Consider the following 16,814-nt stretch of genomic DNA (forward strand, 5'->3'; position numbering starts at 1 on the left):
GGTCAGGCTTTGGAGAGCGCCTTGAGCGCAAATTTGATGCCATCCGAGACGCTGGCGCCGGCTGGCATGTTCTTGATCGCGAGCAGCGCTTCCTTGTCGGAGTAACCCAGCGCGGCAAGCGCGTTGAGCACGTCGGTCTGCGTGTCGTCGCGCGGGACACCGGCCACCATGCCGATATCGGCGCCGAGTTTGCCCTTGAGTTCGAGCAGCAGGCGCTCGGCGGTCTTCTTGCCGATGCCGGGCACCTTGACCAGGCGGCCCGTCTCTTGCAACGTGACGGCTTGCGACAGCTCGGCCACGGTCATGCCGGACAGGATCGACAGCGCCATGCGTGCGCCGACACCGGTGATCTTGATCAGTTGCCGGAACAGCGCGCGTTCAGACGCGGTGCCAAAACCGAACAGCAGGTGCGCATCTTCGCGCACGGTCAGGTGCGTAAACAGCACGACTTTTTCGCCCGTGTGCGGCAGGTTGTAGAACGTGCTCATCGGCACATCGACTTCATAGCCGACGCCATTGCAATCCACCAGCACGTGCGGCGGCGCTTTTTCGAGCAGGGTTCCGGAGAGACGACCGATCATCGAATGAGTTCCTTGTTATGAGACGAGACGGCTGTTTTTCATGCGCAGCCCGATCATGTCGGGCGCAATCGCGCCCAAGAGGGCCAGCGTGTCGATCGTGTGGGCATGGCAGATCGCGACGCCGAGCGCATCGGCGGCATCGCTGCCCGGCAGGCCCGGCAGCTTGAGCAGGCGCGCAACCATGTCCTGCACCTGCGGCTTGGCCGCGCGGCCCGTGCCCACCACCGCTTGCTTGACCTGCACCGCCGTGTATTCGGCCACATCGAGATCGGCACCCACGAGCGCCGTGATGGCCGCGCCGCGCGCCTGGCCCAGCAGCAGGGTCGATTGCGGATTGACGTTGACGAACACTTTTTCGATGGCGGAACAGGCGGGCTGGTAGGTCGCGATGATCTCGCTGACGCCGTGCAGGATGACTTTCAGGCGTGGCGGCAAGGCGCCTTCCAGCCCGGTCTTGATGGTGCCCGAAGCGATGTAGCGCAGCTTCGTGCCGTGTTTTTCAATGACGCCGAACCCCGTCGTGCGCAGGCCCGGGTCGATGCCGAGAATAATCATGCTGGAATGTTACCCCGGCTGGGGGTGTTCGTGGGAAAAATACTGTGCAAAAACACAGGGGCGCACCATTTCGGTACGCCCCCGTTGGACGCCAGCCAGGGCGGCAGGTTTCCCGCGGCCCTCGCCTCGCCAATGAATCAATGACGGAAGTGACGCGTGCCCGTGTACAGCATGACGACGCCGCGCTCGTCAGCGGCATCGATGACTTCCTGGTCGCGCATCGAGCCACCCGGGTGGATCACGCAGGTCGCGCCGGCATCGACGACGACGTCCAGGCCATCACGGAACGGGAAGAATGCATCCGACGCCACGGCCGAGCCGGTCAAGCTCAGGCCGGCGTTCTGGGCCTTGATCGACGCAATGCGCGCCGAGTCGATGCGGCTCATCTGGCCGGCGCCAACACCCAGCGTCATGCCGTTACCGCAGAACACGATCGCGTTCGACTTGACGAACTTGGCCACGCGCCAGGCAAACATCAGGTCTTGCAGTTGCTGCGGCGATGGCTGCAGCTTGGAGACGACGCGCAGGTCTTCCATGCCGACGTTCTTCGCGTCCGGCGACTGCACCAGCAGGCCGCCGCCAACGCGCTTGACGTCGTAGGCATTCTGGCCGGCGCCCAGCGCGATTTCCAGCAGACGCACGTTCTGCTTGGCCGACATGATCTGGCGCGCTTCGGCGGTAAAACTCGGCGCGATCAGCACTTCGACGAACAGCTTGGCCAACGCTTCGGCTGCCTTGCCATCGACTTCGACGTTGAAGGCGATGATGCCGCCAAAGGCCGAGGTCGGATCGGTCTGCAGCGCGCGCGAGTAGGCGTCCAGTGCATCGACGCCGATGGCCACACCGCATGGATTGGCATGCTTGACGATCACGCAACCGGCCGCCTGGCCGAGGCCGCCGAGCGACTTGACGCATTCCCAGGCCGCATCGGCATCGGCGATATTGTTGTAAGACAGCTCTTTACCCTGCAGCTGGCGGTAGTTGGCCAGTGCGCCGTCGATCGTGACGAGGTCGCGGTAGAAGGCGGCGCCCTGGTGCGGGTTTTCGCCGTAGCGCATTTCCTGGACTTTCTCGAAGCCCATGTTCAGCGTAGCCGGGAAGTTCGAGCGGGTCACGTGTGCGCGGTCTTCGCCCAGGCTGGTCAGGTAATTGGTGATCGCGCCGTCGTACTGGGCGGTATGCGCGAAGACTTTCTTGGCCAGGCGGAACTTGGTCTCGTAGCTGACCGGACCGGCGTCGCCGCCCGAGCCCTTCATTTCCGCCAGCACGACGCCGTAGTCGGCCGGATCGACGACCACGACCACATCGCGGTGGTTCTTGGCGGCCGAACGCAGCATGGTCGGGCCACCGATGTCGATGTTCTCGATTGCATCTTCCAGCGAGCATTGCTCTTTGGCGACGGTTTGCTGGAACGGGTACAGATTGACCACGACCATGTCGATCTGCGGAATATTGTGCTCTTCCAGTTTCGCGATGTGCTCGGGGAAATCGCGACGGGCCAGGATGCCGCCGTGCACTTTCGGGTGCAGCGTCTTGACGCGGCCATCGAGCATTTCCGGGAAACCGGTGTAATCGGCCACTTCCGTGACTGGCACGCCATTTTCTTGCAGCAACTTGGCGGTGCCGCCAGTGGACAGGATGTTCACGCCCAGCTGGTTCAGGGCGCGCGCGAAATCGAGCACGCCGGTCTTGTCGGATACGGAAATGAGAGCTTGTTTGATCATGGTGAGGCCTATGGTTGAGAATTCCTGGCGCCGGACGTGGAGACCGTTGGGTCTCCGGGGCCGCGCAGGAAGCGCAGCCAACCGGCAACGCTTAGAGCAGCCCGTGCTCTTGCAGTTTCTTGCGCAATGTATTGCGATTGATGCCCAGCATCTGCGCGGCATGCGACTGGTTGCCGTCGGCGCGCGACATGACCACTTCGAGGACGGGCTTTTCGACGGTCAACACCATCATGTCGTAGATGTTGGTCGGTTTTTGCTCGCCGAGATCGTTGAAATAGTCTTCAAGACTCTTCTGGACGACTTCCTGGATACTTTCTTTGCTCATGTCTTTGCTGCTTCATCCTGGTTGTGTGATTGCTGCCCGGCTTGCTGCACTGGCTTGCTGCATCTGCGGGCAGCGCGTCCCCAATTGTTCTTCTTGTCGCTTGTTGTGCTGGTCTTCTATGCCGCGATCGCGTCCACGGCGGGAAGCGCGGGGCGGTATTGTAACCGCTCGCCATGGCGGTGCTGGGATTTCAGGAAGTCATCCATCGCCGCAAGTTGCTCGGCGGTCGATTCCAGCAGATTCATGCGCTGACGGAATTCCTCGCCATCCGGCAGATCCTGGACATACCAGCCGATGTGCTTGCGCGCGGTGCGTACGCCGATGAACTCGCCATAGAAGGCATAGTGCGCCGGCAAGTGCTCGTGCATCAGTTCGCGCACTTCTTCCACCAGCGGCGCCGGCATGTACTCGCCCGTGCGCAGGAAGTGGTCGATTTCGCGGCAGATCCATGGCCGGCCCTGGGCCGCCCGGCCGATCATGACAGCGTCCGCTCCCGTGTAGTCGAGCACGAACTTGGCCTTCTCGGGCGTGGTGATGTCCCCATTGGCCACCACCGGGATGCCGACCGACGCCTTCACGGCGCGGATGGTGTCGTACTCGGCGTCGCCCTTGTAGCCGTCGGCCCGGGTGCGACCGTGCAGGGTCAGCATCTGGATGCCGGCCTGCTCGGCCAGGCGCGCGATGCGCAGTGCGTTCTTGTTTTGGCGATCCCAGCCAGTGCGGAACTTCAGCGTGACCGGCACGTCGACGGCCTCGACCACCGCGTGCAGGATGCGCTCGACCAGGTCTTCGTGCTGCAACAGGGCCGACCCGCACCAGCTGTTGCAGACTTTCTTGACCGGGCAACCCATGTTGATGTCGATGATCTGCGCGCCACGCTCGACGTTGAACTTCGCACAATCGGCAAGGTCTTTCGGATCGGCGCCGGCGATCTGCACCGCCTTGGGCTCCATCTCGCCCGCGTGGTCGATCCGGCGCGACGTCTTTTCGCTGGCCCACAGGCGCGGATTGGACGCGGCCATCTCGGACACCGCATAGCCCGCGCCGAGCTGCTTGCACAGTTGCCGGAACGGACGGTCCGTCACACCAGCCATCGGCGCGACAAAGACGTTATTACGCAGGAGATAAGGACCTATTTGCACAGCGGGCAGACTCAAAAGTGACACGGGAACCTGCTATTTTACCTCAAGCGCTGCTCAATTTATCAGCACAATTTTTCAAATTGTTGTGTGTGCGATATTGGCAAGGCCAGGAAATGGGGAATGAGACGCTCACGTAGGGTGGACGGCTTTGCCGTCCACGCGGCGATCGCTATCGGCGCCGGTCACGCGAGGGGCGAGCCCACCGCCAACCAATCGGTGCCGGTTGCGTGCCGGATAACCCCACCGCCAACCATCACCGCGTGGAAGGCGGAGCCTTCCACCCTACGGCAACTCGTCGAGGGCGGGTTGCCGCAGGTGCTCGACTTCGCCCCAGCTCGTCAGGCGCAGCTTGCCCTGCCCGACCGCAAAGCGGTTGATGCTGGCATTGTGCACCTTGAAGTCGCGCGGGGTGTCCAGTGACAGGCCCAGTGCGGCCCGGTAGGCGCACTCGAGCACGCCACCGTGTGCCACCAGCGCCAGCGTCTGCCCTGGATGGCGTGCGGCATGTGCCGCGATCGCCGTCGTGACGCGGTCGAAAAAGGCACGGAACGATTCACCGTGGTTCTTACCCGGTGGCAGGGTCGCATCGACATTGCGCGCTTGCCAGGCGACAAAGTCCGCCGGATAGCGGGCCGCGATCTCACTATAGAGCAAGCCTTCGAAGCCGCCATAGCAGCGTTCGCGCAATTGCGGATCAACCTGCACAGCCGAGGCGATACCGCGCGCGCGCAGGATCGCCTCGGCAGTCTGCCGGGCACGGCCCAGGTCGCTGGACAGCACGTGGTCGATGGCTTCACCGGCCAGTGCCGTGCCAAGCAGCGCTGCCTGGCGCTCGCCTTCGGCGTTGAGCGGGATATCGAGATGGCCCTGCAGCCGGCGTTCGGCATTCCAGGCGGTTTCGCCGTGGCGGATGAGCAGGATCGTGGTCGCGCCCCGGGGCGCTGTGGTCATGGTCATGAGGTTCTTGTGCCCGAACCTCGGGGCAATCGGATGGAAGCGCTATTTTGGCAGATCGGCGACGGCGTGGGGATTGAGTGCATAGGTGCCGAAGATGCACGCCTCGTCGAGGATGTGCCCGTAGATCGCCATGCGCGCCTCGGGCCCCGTGAAGCGGCCCGTGAGCGGCAGGCGTGGCATATCGAGCGCATACAGGGTAAAGACATAGTGGTGCACGCGCTCGTCGTTCCAGGGTGGACACGGGCCGTCATAGCCATAGAACTCGCCGGCCATACCGGGCGCGCCGGCAAACCAGTCGGTATAGTCATTGAGGCCATGGCGCAACTGGTGCTCGGTGCCGTTCTTGATGGTGAATGGCACCAGCGGCCCCGGTTTGCCATGCGGCGTGACGCGATTGGAAAACCTGCCCTCGGCCAGCGTCGTGAGGCACACAGGGATATCGGCCAGCGTCCAGTGGAAAAAATCGATGCGCGGCGCCCTCAGCGGCACCGTGCAGCCGTCGACATTGACGCGGCGGCCATCGCGCGGGACGTCGGGATCGTGGCAGACCAGCACCAGCGATTCGGTGCCGTTCGGTACGTCGTCCCAGGCGATGTGCGGGTTGCGATTGCTTGACAGCCTGACGTGGGCGGCAGAGTCGCCCACGGCAAACGCGCAGGCGGCGGGAATGGCGGCCCCGTTGGTAAACGAATTGCTCCAGATGCGCATGGCTCCTCCCGGCTACTGGTTTTGACACCTGCAGCCAGCCGGGGTTTCAGCGCGTTGTCACGACCGGATCAACCCGCAGCCAGAATGTCACCGGCCCGTCATTGATGAGCGACACCTTCATGTCGGCGCCGAACACGCCGGTTTCCACCTGGGCGTGGCGCGTGCGGGCCTGGCGCACCACGTGGTCGAACAGGCGCCGGCCGTCTTCCGGTGCTGCCGCTGGCGTGAACGATGGCCGCGTGCCGGATTTGGTATCGGCCGCGAGCGTGAATTGCGGCACCAGCAGCAGGCCGCCATTGACGTCGGCCAGGCTGCGATTCATCTTGCCGGCCTCATCCGAAAAGACGCGGTAACCGAGCAATTTGGTCAGCAGCAAATCGGCTTCGCGCTCGGTGTCACCCTTTTCGGCGCACAGCAATACCAAGAGGCCGGGACCGATGGCGCCAACGGTCGCGCCATCGACGCGCACTGCCGCTTCGCTCACGCGTTGCAGCAGGCCGATCATGCCAGCGTCACGCGCGCGAACTTGCGCTTGCCCACCTGCACGACGAGCGTGCCGGAAGCCACCTGCAACGCTTTATCAGCCACGACGGCGCCATCGATGCGCACACCGCCCTGGTCGACCATGCGCATGGCTTCCGACGTCGATGCACACAGGCCAGCTTGCTTGAGCAATTGCGCCACGCCCATCGGCGCGCCCGACAGCGCCACTTCCGGCACGTCGTCAGGAATGCCACCCTTGGAACGGTTGACGAAGTCGGCCAGCGCATCGTCCGCCGCCTGGGCCGAGTGGAAGCGCGTCACGATTTCCTTGCCCAGCGCCACCTTGGCGTCGCGCGGGTTGGCGCCGCCGTCGATCGTCGCCTTCAGTTGTGCAATGTCGTCCAGCGAGCGGAACGACAGCAAATTGAAGTACTTCCACATCATGTCGTCCGAAATGCTCATCAGCTTGCCGAACATGGTGTTCGGTGCTTCGGTGATGCCGATGTAGTTGTTCTTCGACTTGGACATCTTCTCGACGCCATCCAGGCCTTCGAGCAGTGGCATGGTCAGGATGCACTGCGGCTCCTGGCCATAGTCCTTCTGCAGTTCGCGGCCAACCAGCAAGTTGAATTTCTGGTCCGTTCCACCCAGCTCAAGGTCGGACTTCAATGCGACCGAATCGTAGCCCTGCATCAGCGGATACAGGAACTCATGCACGGCGATCGGTGTCCCACTCTTGTAGCGCTTGGTGAAATCGTCGCGCTCCATCATGCGCGCAACTGTATAGCGCGACGCCAGCTGAATCATGCCGCGTGCGCCGAGCGGGTCGCACCACTCCGAGTTGTAGCGCATCTCGGTGCGGCCGGCGTCCAGCACCAGCGATGCCTGACGGAAGTACGTCATCGCGTTTTCTTCGACCTGCTCGCGCGTCAGCGGCGGCCGGGTGGCGTTGCGCCCCGAGGGGTCGCCAATCATCGACGTGAAGTCACCGATCAAGAAGATCACCTGGTGACCCAGATCTTGCAATTGACGCAACTTGTTCAGCACCACGGTGTGACCCAGATGCAGGTCTGGCGCCGTTGGGTCCAGACCCAGTTTGATGCGCAGCGGTGTGCCGGTTTGCTCCGACCGCGCCAGTTTTTGCGCAAAATCGGCCTCGACCAGCAACTCGTCCACACCCCTTTTTGCGATGGCGAGGGACTCGAGAACGCGGTCAGTCAGAGGAAGGCGCACAGGCGCATTTACCATGGAATTGCCGCCAGGAACTGCTGTTGAGGTCATAAATTCGTGTAGGAAATTGGCTAAAACGGTTGTAGGACCACATCTTTTGGTATAATTCACGATCCTGTTTTCGTTTCCCAAAGAAAACTTTGTTAAACGTCATGAACATGGCCCTTGAAAGTTCAGCCGCAAATTTTAACTGATTGCATGAACCCTATACAGAAAATTACCCGTCAGACACTGCTGCAGCTGGTGCCGAAGACCCGCAAAGCCCGCGTTTTGAGCGCCGGCGCCGTCTTCCTGAGCATGTGCGCCTTTGGCGCAGTAGGTGTCGCCCCGATCGCCAACGATCCTTCCGACCTGCCCGTGACCTCGGTCGCGACGAACCTGGAACTGCCAAATCTGGCATCCCAGATCGCCGCGCTCCAGCAAGACGAGCAGCAATTCATCCACGAAGAACGCATCCGCCGCGGCGATTCGCTCGGCTCGCTCTTCACCCGCCTTGGCATCGAAGATGCACAGGCACAGAAATTCGTTCGTTCCGACAAGCTGGCACGTCGCCTGCTGTCGCTCCAGACCGGCAAGCGTATCCAGGCCGAGACCGATGAAAACGGCCTGCTGCTGTCGATGCGCGCCACCGTCATCGATGGCAAGAACGGCAACGCACGCACGATCAGCGTCGAACGCAAGGGCGAATCGTTCGTCGCCCTCGAAGCGCCGGCCAAGCTCGAGCGTCGCGTCGAAATGCGCTCGCGCGACATCGCGTCGTCGCTGTATGCAGCGACCGACTCCAACGTCGACGGCGGCAGCCTGCCCGATTCGATCGTTGGCCAGATCATCGAGATGTTCTCGACCGATATCGACTTCCGCACCGACGTCAAGCGCGGTGACCGCTTCAATGTGGTCTACGAGACCTTCTGGCTCGACGGCGAACAGGTCAAGACCGGCCGCATCCTGGCTGGCGAGTTCGTCAACCGTGGCGTGGCGTACCAGTCGGTCTGGTATGAAGATCCGATCACCAAACAGGGCGGTTACTACACCCTGGACGGCAAGGCGCTGAAAAAGGCCTTCCTGAAGTCGCCACTCGAGTACTCGCGCATTTCGTCGGGCTTCTCGATGCGCGTGCACCCGCTGTCGGGCAAATGGAAAGCGCACAAGGGCGTCGATTACGCAGCATCGACCGGCACCCCGATCCGCGCCGTGGCTGACGCTACCGTCGACTTCGCCGGCAACGGCAATGGCTACGGCAATATGGTCGTGCTCAAGCACTGGTCGGCATATAGCACCGCCTACGCGCACATGAGCCGTATCGCACCGGGCCTGCGCAAGGGCGCCAAGATCAGCCAGGGTCAGGTCATCGGCTACGTCGGTTCGACCGGCTGGTCGACCGGCGCGCACCTGCACTACGAATTCCGTGTTGCAGGCGTGGCCAAGGATCCAAACCAGTACAAGTCGCTGGCACAGCAACCGCTGAGCCAGGCTGAACTGGGTCGTTTCCGCATGGCTGCCGCCGAGATGAATCACCGCTTCTCGCTGCTGGGTCCAAGCGGTTCGGCCATGGCCGCCCGCTAAGACAGCTTCACCCCTGTCCCGACGCCCTCCGCTGCATCTCGATGCCGGAGGGCGTTTTGCTTTGTATGGCCTGATTTTTTCATAACACCATGACCGAGACCCCTTCCCTTTTCATCGGCCTGATGTCAGGCACCAGCCTCGACGGCGTCGATGGCGTGCTGGCCGACTTTTCGCAAGGCGCGATCCGCACGATTGCAGCCGCGTTCACGCCCTTTCCTGCCGACTTGCGCGATGAGCTGATGGCGCTGCAGGCAGCCAGCCACAATGAGCTCGAGCGTGAGGCGCTGGCCGCCAATGCGCTGGCACTGGCGTATGCCGACTGCGTACGTGCGCTGTTGCCGTCCAGCCCCGGCAAGGTCGCTGCCGTGGCCGTGCATGGCCAGACGATCCGCCATCGCCCCGAACTGGGCTTTACGCGCCAGACCAATAATCCGGCGCTGCTGGCCGAACTCACCGGCCTGGACGTGATCGCCGACTTTCGCAGCCGCGATGTCGCTGCCGGTGGCCAGGGTGCGCCGCTGGTGCCGGCCTTTCACGCGGCCGCATTCGGCGCGCCAGGCACCGCGCGTGTCGTTGTGAATATCGGCGGCATTGGCAATATCAGCGTGCTGCATGGCGACGGGCGCGTGACCGGCTTCGATACCGGTCCGGGCAATGTCTTGATGGATCTGTGGATCGCGCGCCACCAAGGCCGCGCCTATGACGAGGATGGCGCCTGGGCAGCGAGTGGGACCGTGCACCCGCCATTGCTGGCAGCGTTGCTCGATGAGGCGTACTTTGCGCTGCCGGCACCCAAGAGCACGGGGCGCGACCTGTTCCATGCGGACTGGCTCGATGCCAGGCTGGCCGCTTTCCACGATGTCGCCCCGGCCGACGTCCAGGCCACACTCACGCGCCTGACGGCTGTGACGATCGCACGCGCCATCCGTGATGAAGGCATCGCGCCGGATGCGGTGTACGTGTGCGGTGGGGGCGCCTATAACGGCGCGCTGCTGCGCGCCATCAGCGCCGAACTCGATGGTGTAAAAGTGGTATCGACGGCCGAACTGGGCGTGGCGCCGAACAGGGTCGAGGCGCTCGCGTTCGCCTGGCTGGGTTGGCGTTTTACGCAGCGCGAACCAGGCAATCTGCCAGCCGTCACGGGCGCACGCGGCCTGCGTGTCCTGGGTGCGCTGTACCCGGCGTGAACGCAAAAAGGCCCGCTCGAAGCGGGCCTTTTTCGATACTCCGGCAATTGCCGGGCAGCGCTGCGCTGCTTACGCCGAGAACGACGAACCGCAACCGCAGGTCGAGGTGGCGTTCGGGTTCTTGATCACGAACTGCGCGCCTTCGAGGTCATCCTTGTAGTCGATTTCAGCGCCGACCAGATACTGGTAGCTCATCGAATCGATCAACAGCTGGACGCCTGCTTTTTCCATCGTCGTGTCATCGTCGTTGATGATCTCGTCGAAGGTGAAGCCATACTGGAAGCCCGAGCAGCCGCCGCCCTGCACGAAGACGCGCAGCTTGAGGTCGGGGTTGCCTTCTTCTTCGATCAGCTGGGCCACTTTCTGTGCCGCGCTGTCGGTGAAGTTGATTGGTACGGGAATCGTGTCGAAATCTACTACTTCGGCGACTGCGGTCATGGAATGCTCCTGGATAATCAAACTCCGCCCATTATAGACGGTTGGGGGAACTCATGCTGCCGACCCTCAGGGAAAGTCGGCCAGATGAGACACCAGTTGTCACTCAGACAGGGTACCGTCCCTTGATGATATCAAGAGGACATGATCCTTCTGCAAGAGCTGGTGCAGTAGCCTCGAATATGCGGCCAAGTGGCCGCAATTCAAGTCTGGCAGGCACCAGCGACGCCTGTTACGGCAGCAGCGCGATCTGCTTCAGCCCAGTCGCTTCATCCAGCCCGAACATCAGGTTCATGCACTGCACGGCCTGACCCGATGCGCCCTTGACCAGATTGTCCTGCACCACCAGGATCACGACCGTGTCGCCGCCATCCGGGCGATGCAGCGCCAGGCGCAGCACGTTCGAGCCGCGGGTCGAACGCGTCTCAGGGTGCGAGCCGAACGGCATCACGTCGACGAACTCGCTGTCCTTGTATTCATCTTCGAACAGCGCCTGCAGCGCCGCATCGTCGATCTCTTTCGTCAGGCGCGCGTACAGCGTCGCGTGCATGCCGCGGATCATCGGCACCAGGTGCGGCGTGAAGATCAGGCCGACCTTCTGGTCGGTGAAGCGCGCCAGCTGTGCCGTCGTTTCCGGCGTGTGGCGGTGACCGCTCACACCATAGGCCTTGAAGTTGTCGCTCGACTCGGAGAACAGCGTGGCGATCTCGGCCTTGCGACCGGCACCCGACACGCCCGACTTGCAGTCGGCGATCAGGTTGCCCGCGTCGATGATGCCGGCCTTGAGCAACGGGTAGTAGCCAAGCTGCATCGTGGTCGGGTAGCAGCCCGGGTTGGCGATCAGGCGCGCGCCCTTGATCGCGTCACGGTTCAGCTCTGCCAGGCCGTACACGGCTTCTTCAAGCAGTTCGGGCGCCGTGTGGTCGATCTTGTACCATTTTTCGAACGTAGCCTGGTCTTTCAGGCGGAAGTCGGCCGCCAGGTCGATCACTTTCACGCCGGCTGCCAGCAGCTCGGGCGCCTGCGCCATCGCCACGCCGTGCGGGGTGGCGAAGAACACGACGTCGCAGCTTTTCAGGTCGGCTTTATCAGGGCTCGAAAACGCCAGGTCGACGCGGCCGCGCAGCGACGGGAACATGTCGGCCACCGGCAGGCCGTCTTCCTTGCGCGACGTAATTGCCGTCAGTTGCACATCCGGATGCACGGCCAACAGCCGCAGCAATTCCACGCCCGTGTATCCGGTGCCGCCAACGATGCCAACTTTGATCATGTTCTGTTCCTCGATAATGGTAGAAAGGCCCTGCTTTCAGGACGAAGGGTGCATTTTAACAGCCTGGGAAATGCGGGGCGTACCGCTCTGAAAAGCAAAAAAGCCGCCCAACCTTGCGGTGGACGGCTTTTTCGGCACAGCGCCCAAAGGCGCTGGCAACAGCGAATTAACGCTTCGAGAATTGCTTTGCGCGACGTGCTTTGCGCAGACCAACTTTTTTACGCTCGACTTCACGCGCATCGCGGGTGACGAAGCCAGCACGGGCCAGATCTGGCTTCAGTGCTGCGTCGTAGTCGATCAGAGCGCGGGTGATGCCGTGACGGACGGCGCCAGCCTGGCCCGACTCGCCGCCGCCGTGCACGTTGACTTTGATGTCAAAACGCTCGACGTTGCCGGTCAGTTCCAGCGGCTGGCGAATGACCATCAGGCCGGTTTCGCGCGAGAAGTATTCCGAAGCAGGCTTGCCGTTCACGATGATCAGGCCGGTGCCAGTTTTGATGAACACGCGAGCGACTGCACTCTTGCGACGGCCGGTGCCGTAGTTGTAGTTACCGATCATGTCAGTTCCTTAGAGGGTCAGTGCTTGTGGTTGCTGAGCAGCGTGTGGGTGCGAACCTTCCGCGTACACTTTCAGCTTCTTGATCATTGCGTAGCCGAGTGGGCCTTTAGGCAGCATGCCCTTGACCGCTTTCTCGAGTGCGCGACCTGGGAAACGCTGTTGCATTTTCAGGAAGTTCGTTTCGTAGATACCGCCCGGGTAGCCCGAGTGACGGTAGTACGTTTTTTCGGTGGCCTTGGTACCGGTCACACGCAGTTTGCCTGCATTGATCACAACGATGAAGTCACCGGTGTCGACGTGCGGGGTGAATTCCGGCTTGTGCTTGCCGCGCAGTCGGAGTGCCACTTCGCTGGCAACACGTCCGAGGACCAGGTCCGTCGCGTCAATGACAAACCAGTCGCGCTGGACTTCATGGCCCTTAGCGGAAAAAGTTTTCATGTTTATTCCAAAATAAAAAATTGCTCAAATGGTGGTTCCGCCCTGTACTTCAGCGGACTCGGCCTTGTTATCTTTTCCTGAGCAAACGGAAAGCCGACGATCATAACCTGCACGGGCACTGCCGTCAATCGCCATCTGGTGATTTTCAGGGGCCAGCGCGACCACAATCCTGACCCGGTCCGCATGCCTTGATGCATAGTTGAAACAATGGGTTGACCATAGAAACAACGCGAACTTATCATCGTTGCAACCTGAGGAGATGTCGTGACGATATTCAAGATTTTGCCCACCCTGCTGGCGCTGCCGCTGCTGCTGGCCGCGGGTAGCGCCAGCGCTGCTGCACCGGCCAAGACGGACCGCAGCTGCCACCTGCCCGGTGTGGTCGAGGCGCTGCGCTGCGTCAGCGTGACGGTGCCGCTCGACCATGCAAAGCCGCAGGGTCCAACGCTGGCGCTGCATGTGACCGTGGCCCCGGCCTTCCGCCAGGGCAGCCGTACCGATCCGCTGTTCGTGCTGGCCGGTGGCCCGGGCCAGGCGGGCAGCGATGTGCTGCTGCTGCTCAAGGCCGCGTTCGACCGCGTGCGCGCCACGCGCGACATCGTCTTCATCGACCAGCGCGGCACCGGCCGCTCGGGCAAACTCGGCTGCGTCAGCAAGCCCGAACACGAAACCATGGGCGACGCCGAACTGATGGCCGAACTGCGCGCCTGTATCGCGGCCAACAAGTCGCCTTTGAGTGCGTACACCACGCTGGCCGCCGCGCGCGACCTCGAACGCGTGCGCCTTGCGCTGGGCTACGGCCAGGTCAATCTGTGGGGCGGCTCGTACGGCACGCGCCTGGCGCAAACCTACGCCCGCGCCTATCCATCCAGCGTACGCGCCCTCGTGCTCGACGGCGTGGCCGCGCCCGACCAGGTCATCCCGGCCGGGGGCCGCGACTCGCAGACCGCGCTCGACGGCGTGTTTGCCGCCTGCGCCAAGGACGCCGCCTGCCACAAGGCGTACCCGAACCTGCGCACCGAATTCGATGGCCTGGTCACCCGGCTCGAAGCGGGCGACCTGCGCCTGTCGCTGCCCAATCCGCGCACGGCCGAGCAGACCAGTTTCACGATGTCGTCCGACCGCTTCCTGGGCACCGTCCACAACATCCTGTATGCGCCGGCCGATGCGCGGCGCCTGCCATTCCTGATCCATAACGCGAGCCAAGGGCGCTGGCAGCCGTTCATCGCGCGCCAGAACCTGGCCGGTGACTTCGGCAACGATGCGAGCATGTCGATGCTGCTGCACTTCGCCGTGGTGTGCGCCGAAGACGTGCCCCGTTTCACGCCCGAGTTAATGAAGGCTGACGCTGCCGTGCTGGCGCGACCGCTGGCCGAGATGATGCCGAAGCTGTGCAGGGACGACATCAAGGTGCCGGCCGTGCCGTATGCAGAACCGACCCGCATCGACGCACCGGCCCTGCTGCTCTCGGGCGCGCTCGATCCGGTCACGCCGCCACACCGCGCCGCGAGCGCCGCCAGGTCGATGGCGCACGCCCAGCAGATCGTGGTGGCCAATGCCGGCCACGGCGTCTCGCAACTGGGCTGCGCACCGCGCCTGCTGCGCGCTTTTCTGGACCATCCGCAGGACAAGCTCGACGCGGCCTGCATGGCCGAGATCCCGGCGCCCACCTTCCAGCTCGGCAGCGCCGGGCCGCAACCATAAGATTCGGACACGCCATGATCGAAGTTCACGATGTACGCAAGGCCTTCGGCGCCGTCCAGGCGCTGGGCGGCGTTTCCTTTACCGCGCGCGATGGCCAGATCACCGCGCTGCTCGGCCCCAACGGCGCCGGCAAGACCACCCTGCTGCGCACGCTCGTCGGCCTGCTCAAGCGCGACCACGGCAGCATCCTGATCGGCGGCGTCGACCCCGAACTGGACCCGATGGCGGTGCGCCGCAATATCGGCTTTCTCACCGACCAGTTCGGGCTGTACGAGCGCCTGACCACCCGCGAATACCTGCACTATTTCGGCGAGCTCAATGACATGGACGCTGCGGCGCTGCGCACGCGCATCGGCGAAGTGGCCGAGCTGCTGGGCATGGAAGACATCCTGGATCGCCGGGCCAAGGGCTTCTCGCAGGGCCAGCGCATCAAGGTCGCGCTGGCGCGCACGCTGCTGCACCGCCCGCGCCACCTGCTGCTCGATGAACCGAGCCGCGGCCTGGACGTGATGAGCACGCGCGCGCTGCGCACGGCCCTGAACGCGCTGCGCGAGGACGGCAGCTGCGTGATCATGGCCACCCACGTGATGCAGGAAGTGACGCACCTGTGCGACGACGTCATCGTCATCGCCAAGGGCCATACCGTGGCCCAGGGCGCGCCCGAAGAACTGTGCCGGCGCACCGGCATCACCAACCTGGAAGACGCCTTTGTCAGCCTGGTCGGCACCGAAGAAGGTATCGCATGAAGTCCAAGATCCGGATCGTGTTTTTGAAAGAGCTGCGCGAGATGCTGCGCGAGCGCCGCACGCTGGCGTTCCTGCTGGCCGCCTCGCTGATGTACCCGGCCATCATCGGCCTGCTGCTGAACCAGATGATCGAACGGAACACGCGCACCGAGCGTGAAGGCATCGAGATGGTCGTCATCGGCGGCGCCAAAGCGCCGACCCTGATGGCCCAGCTGCGCGAGCGCAGCGTGACCGTCACCGAGGCCGCGCCGATGAATGAGGACGCCATCGGCGACCTGCTGCGCGCAAAAAAAACCGTCGCCGTGCTGCGCGTGACGGACGACTACATCGCCAACTACCAGGCCATGCGCCCGGCGCGCCTGGAGCTGTGGTTCGATTCGTCCACCGAAAGCGGCCCGCAGCGGCGCGACGTCGAAGATATCCTGCAGGCCTACAGCAGCAATATCGCCAGCGCGCGCCTGCTCGCGCACGGCGTCTCGCCCGCCACGCTCTCGCCCATCGAACTGCAGCGCCATGACACCGGCACCAATGCCTCGCGCTCGGCAATGGTCATCGGGGGCATCATCGGCATCCTGTTTTTGCCGGCGTTTTTCCTGAACCTGTCGGCGGCCGTCGACAGCACGGCGGGCGAACGCGAACGGCGCTCGCTCGAAGTGCTGATGGCGCAGCCGGCCCGCAGCTGGGAACTGGTGGTCGGCAAATGGCTGGCCGCGAGCGTGCCGTCGCTGCTGGGCGTGACGCTGATCCTGTGCGTCGCCCACGCGATCCTGCGCTGGCTGCCACTTGAGGAAATCGGCATGTCGTGGAACCTGGGCTGGGGTGAGCTGATGCTCGTGTGCCTGGTCACGGTGCCGCTGTCGCTGCTCTCGAGCGCCCTGTTCATCGGCCTGGCGATGAACGCGAAGACCTTCAAGGAAGCCCAGACCACGGTCAGCTTCGTGACCATCCTGCCCGTGATTCCGGGCTTCGTGGTCTCGTTCATGGAACTCAAGACCGCGACCTGGATGTACCTGGTGCCGATGCTGTCGAACCAGACGCTGGTCAAGGAACTGGCCAAGACGGGCGACATTGGCCCGCTGCCCTTCGTGCTGACATTCCTGTGCGCGCTGATCCCGGCGCTGCTGGTGGTGGCGTTCGCGAGCTGGCGCATGAAGAGCGAGAAATACGTGCTGGGTGTGTAATCCCGCCGTACAATCGAAGCCCCTTT

18 protein-coding genes are annotated in these 16,814 nt (G+C 63.3%); 5 read left to right on the plus strand and 13 right to left on the minus strand.

What is annotated here, in order from left to right; translation table 11 throughout:
- Window positions 1-2: 2 nt before the first annotated feature.
- The 9 genes from ruvA to tyrS all read right to left on the minus strand — a co-directional run bounded on the left by ruvA (window position 3) and on the right by tyrS (window position 7,723).
- Window positions 3-581, minus strand: coding sequence for a Holliday junction branch migration protein RuvA (gene ruvA, locus AC56LW_RS21640; protein ID WP_332532574.1), 579 nt, complete (start codon window positions 579-581; stop codon window positions 3-5).
- A gap of 15 nt (window positions 582-596) precedes the next feature.
- Window positions 597-1,136 carry a crossover junction endodeoxyribonuclease RuvC gene (ruvC, locus tag AC56LW_RS21645; RefSeq protein ID WP_183556793.1) on the minus strand — a complete coding sequence of 180 codons (540 nt, stop codon included), beginning with the start codon at window positions 1,134-1,136 and terminating at the stop codon, window positions 597-599.
- 137 nt (window positions 1,137-1,273) lie between these two features.
- Entirely contained in the window at window positions 1,274-2,860 is a 1,587-nt protein-coding gene (purH, locus tag AC56LW_RS21650) for a bifunctional phosphoribosylaminoimidazolecarboxamide formyltransferase/IMP cyclohydrolase (protein WP_499637492.1), read from the minus strand.
- A 91-nt stretch (window positions 2,861-2,951) separates the two neighbouring features.
- On the minus strand, window positions 2,952-3,185 hold the full coding sequence (locus tag AC56LW_RS21655) for a helix-turn-helix domain-containing protein (RefSeq protein ID WP_005667930.1): 234 nt from the start codon (window positions 3,183-3,185) through the stop codon (window positions 2,952-2,954).
- Between the two features lie 116 nt (window positions 3,186-3,301).
- Complete coding sequence (gene dusB / locus AC56LW_RS21660) at window positions 3,302-4,327, minus strand: tRNA dihydrouridine synthase DusB (protein ID WP_499637495.1); 1,026 nt, start codon at window positions 4,325-4,327, stop codon at window positions 3,302-3,304.
- A gap of 282 nt (window positions 4,328-4,609) precedes the next feature.
- A complete protein-coding gene (locus AC56LW_RS21665) occupies window positions 4,610-5,284 on the minus strand; it encodes a histidine phosphatase family protein (RefSeq protein WP_499637498.1) in 675 nt (224 codons plus the stop codon).
- 42 nt (window positions 5,285-5,326) lie between these two features.
- Window positions 5,327-5,992, minus strand: a complete 666-nt coding sequence (locus AC56LW_RS21670) for a YbhB/YbcL family Raf kinase inhibitor-like protein (protein WP_499637501.1) — start codon at window positions 5,990-5,992, stop codon at window positions 5,327-5,329.
- A gap of 46 nt (window positions 5,993-6,038) precedes the next feature.
- Window positions 6,039-6,497, minus strand: a complete 459-nt coding sequence (dtd, locus tag AC56LW_RS21675; protein ID WP_499637504.1) for a D-aminoacyl-tRNA deacylase — start codon at window positions 6,495-6,497, stop codon at window positions 6,039-6,041.
- On the minus strand, window positions 6,494-7,723 hold the full coding sequence (gene tyrS / locus AC56LW_RS21680) for a tyrosine--tRNA ligase (protein WP_499637507.1): 1,230 nt from the start codon (window positions 7,721-7,723) through the stop codon (window positions 6,494-6,496). Before tyrS ends, dtd begins: the two co-directional genes overlap by 4 nt.
- A 180-nt stretch (window positions 7,724-7,903) precedes the next feature.
- On the opposite strand from tyrS, the gene AC56LW_RS21685 reads away from it, so the two are divergent.
- Together AC56LW_RS21685 and AC56LW_RS21690 are read left to right on the plus strand one after the other, a co-directional pair.
- A complete protein-coding gene (locus AC56LW_RS21685) occupies window positions 7,904-9,268 on the plus strand; it encodes a M23 family metallopeptidase (protein ID WP_332532567.1) in 1,365 nt (454 codons plus the stop codon).
- 89 nt (window positions 9,269-9,357) lie between these two features.
- Entirely contained in the window at window positions 9,358-10,455 is a 1,098-nt protein-coding gene (locus AC56LW_RS21690) for an anhydro-N-acetylmuramic acid kinase (protein ID WP_499637511.1), read from the plus strand.
- A 69-nt stretch (window positions 10,456-10,524) separates the two neighbouring features.
- Here the strand turns inward: AC56LW_RS21690 and erpA are convergent, their stop codons facing one another.
- The 4 genes from erpA to rplM form a co-directional block, all read right to left on the minus strand.
- Window positions 10,525-10,893, minus strand: coding sequence for an iron-sulfur cluster insertion protein ErpA (gene erpA / locus AC56LW_RS21695; protein WP_183556750.1), 369 nt, complete (start codon window positions 10,891-10,893; stop codon window positions 10,525-10,527).
- A gap of 229 nt (window positions 10,894-11,122) precedes the next feature.
- Entirely contained in the window at window positions 11,123-12,160 is a 1,038-nt protein-coding gene (gene argC / locus AC56LW_RS21700) for an N-acetyl-gamma-glutamyl-phosphate reductase (RefSeq protein ID WP_183556748.1), read from the minus strand.
- 166 nt (window positions 12,161-12,326) lie between these two features.
- Window positions 12,327-12,719 (minus strand): 30S ribosomal protein S9, encoded by a 393-nt coding sequence (gene rpsI / locus AC56LW_RS21705; RefSeq protein WP_183556746.1) that lies wholly within the window; start codon window positions 12,717-12,719, stop codon window positions 12,327-12,329.
- A gap of 9 nt (window positions 12,720-12,728) precedes the next feature.
- Window positions 12,729-13,157 carry a 50S ribosomal protein L13 gene (gene rplM, locus AC56LW_RS21710; protein ID WP_183556744.1) on the minus strand — a complete coding sequence of 143 codons (429 nt, stop codon included), beginning with the start codon at window positions 13,155-13,157 and terminating at the stop codon, window positions 12,729-12,731.
- 264 nt (window positions 13,158-13,421) lie between these two features.
- On the opposite strand from rplM, the gene AC56LW_RS21715 reads away from it, so the two are divergent.
- The 3 genes from AC56LW_RS21715 to AC56LW_RS21725 are packed head-to-tail and all read left to right on the plus strand — an operon-like array spanning window position 13,422 to window position 16,788.
- On the plus strand, window positions 13,422-14,861 hold the full coding sequence (locus tag AC56LW_RS21715; protein ID WP_499637514.1) for an alpha/beta fold hydrolase: 1,440 nt from the start codon (window positions 13,422-13,424) through the stop codon (window positions 14,859-14,861).
- 14 nt (window positions 14,862-14,875) lie between these two features.
- Entirely contained in the window at window positions 14,876-15,607 is a 732-nt protein-coding gene (locus AC56LW_RS21720) for an ABC transporter ATP-binding protein (protein ID WP_499637517.1), read from the plus strand.
- Entirely contained in the window at window positions 15,604-16,788 is a 1,185-nt protein-coding gene (locus AC56LW_RS21725; protein WP_499637519.1) for an ABC transporter permease, read from the plus strand. Before AC56LW_RS21720 ends, AC56LW_RS21725 begins: the two co-directional genes overlap by 4 nt.
- Window positions 16,789-16,814: the final 26 nt, after the last annotated feature.

The sequence above is a fragment of the Telluria sp. LT2P80 genome, assembly GCF_059685955.1.